Origin of the sequence: Novipirellula sp., assembly GCF_041583735.1 — a bacterium.
GTDB lineage: Bacteria > Planctomycetota > Planctomycetia > Pirellulales > Pirellulaceae > Novipirellula.
The window spans coordinates 1-2,264 of the sequence record NZ_JBFHFD010000954.1; the positions used below are offsets into that span (position 1 = coordinate 1).

Annotated in this window: 1 protein-coding gene; it reads right to left on the reverse strand. The window is 55.1% G+C overall.

Annotated elements, in window-relative coordinates:
- Positions 1–1,980 (reverse strand): PSD1 and planctomycete cytochrome C domain-containing protein (locus ABX962_RS34960; RefSeq protein WP_372726281.1); only part of this gene is annotated, 1,980 nt, incomplete at its 3' end.
- Between the last annotated feature and the right edge of the window lie 284 nt (positions 1,981–2,264).

The window sequence follows — 2,264 nt, forward strand, 5'->3', positions numbered from 1 at the left end:
CACGGGCGGGCCACCGAGCTTTGGCGACAACAGTCCGCTGGCGCTCAGCGATACATCGCGGATGATCTCGGCATCCAACCTTAAACGTCGCTGCCGGCCTAGCAGGTAGTTTTCGGGATCTTTCGCTTGCAAATCCGGATTTATTCGCGACGTCTGTTGATAAGCATGGGAGCTGACGATTTGGCGATGCATTTCTTTTAAACTCCATCCCTGATTGACAAATTCGACCGCCAACCAATCCAGCAACTCAGGGTGCGAAGGCAGCGAGCCTTGCAGTCCGAAGTCATTTTCGATCTCACATAAACCTCGACCAAAATAGTGTTGCCAAACGCGGTTGATAATCACGCGAGCTGTCAGCGGATTTTGGGGACTGGTGATCCAATATGCCAAATCCAGTCGATTCGGTCGTTCGGACGCACTTTCGAGCGGGTGCAGGATCGCGGGAACTCCCGGCGACACCTCGGCGTCAGGCCGCGTGAAGTCTCCTTTGACAAGCACGTGAGTGGAGCGTGGAGTCCGGCGTTCTTGCATTACCAACGTCGTGGGGACTCGCTTCATCGCTTCGTCGGCCGACGTGTATTTCGCCGTCAATTGGTCAAAACGCTCGTCGCTAGTTTCGTTCCCACGTGCCTTTCGTGCCGCAGCCAACAAGATCCGATTTTGGTCGAGACTTCGCTTGTTCGGTTTCGTATCCAAAGCCTTTCGAACATCAGCGGCGAGATCCTTTTTCGACGCTTCGGAAACACTGGCCGTCCATTGGTCGATTTCCTCGGCATGATCGGCTAGATAGCCGGACAAGTCTTTTTTCGCGACATCCCAATGAGCAGCAAGGTTTTCAGCGTCGCTGCCGTAGACCTTCATCGACGGTTCGTCCTGATCATTCAGGAATGCGAACATGCGATAGTATTCAACTTGGGTGATCGGGTCGAACTTATGATCATGGCACTGCGCACAGCCAATTGTCAGCCCCAACCACACCGTACCCGTGGTTGCCACGCGGTCGAACACGCTGTCGATGCGGAATTGCTCTTTGTCGATTCCGCCTTCCTGATTGATTTGAGTATTGCGGTGAAATCCCGTTGCCACTTTCTGACTTTCGCTTGCTTCGGGCAAAAGATCGCCCGCCAATTGCTGGATCGTGAAAGTGTCAAAGGGCATGTCGTTGTTCAACGCATCGACAACCCAATCCCGATACTTCCATATCGATCTCGGTCCATCGATCGAGTAACCGTTGCTGTCGGCGTAACGGGCTTGGTCGAGCCACCACAGTCCCCATCGTTCGCCATAGTGCGGACTGGCCAGCAATCGCTCGACCAGATCACGATAGGCTTCCGCTGCATTCTCCGCTGCGGCAGACTGGAACGCATCAATTTCCTGGGGCGTAGGAGGCAAACCAATCAGATCCAAACTAAGTCGCCGGACTAGGGTGGCGTTGTCGGCACGTGGCGAAGGACTCAATCCTTCGCGTGCCAATCGTGCTTGGATGAACCGATCGATCGGATGAGACGCCCCGTTCACTTCAATCCCGTTCACATCAGGGGGACTCGTGCGTTGCGGCGGTACAAACGCCCAGTGGGCATCATACTTTGCACCTTGCTCGACCCAGCGACGAAGTGTCTCTTTTTGAGCGGACGTGAGTTGCTTTCCCGAATCCTCGGGCGGCATGATGTCGTCTGCATCGTCAGAGAGAACGCGAGAGACGAGCTCGCTTTCATCCGGCTTGCCTGGCACGATTGCCGAGATGCCACCATCGTCTCCGATCGCACCCGCAAACGTATCGAGTCGCAAGTCCGCCTCACGCGCGGCCTCGTCAAAACCATGGCAAGCGTAGCAGTTCTCCGCCAAGATCGGTCTGACATCTCGATTGAAATCGACCGTTTCGGGCGTGACGTCAACGGCCCATGTCGACGAGCAAGTCAACATGCATGCGACGGCAAGCAACAAAGAGGCGAAATCACATCGACTTTTGAGGTCGATCATACGAACTATCTCGGCGGGGGAGCTAAGGTGGGAAATCGTCCAGCATGAACGCTGCATCGCACCTCATTGTAGAGCAATTCGCACAGGCAAGGTGAAATGATAAGCAAGCGAGTCAAAACGGACAGTTTTTGGCTGTCACCGCCAGCATTTCGCATCGGCCACCTATTGTCGCACGGCTTTCCAAGCCGTTAGCGGGCATCATGTTTGATCGTGGATGCGAGAGCGACGCTGATCCTGCAGCAGTGTGGCCGTAGCGAAAGTCGCGAAGACTTTCGGCAGTTGCG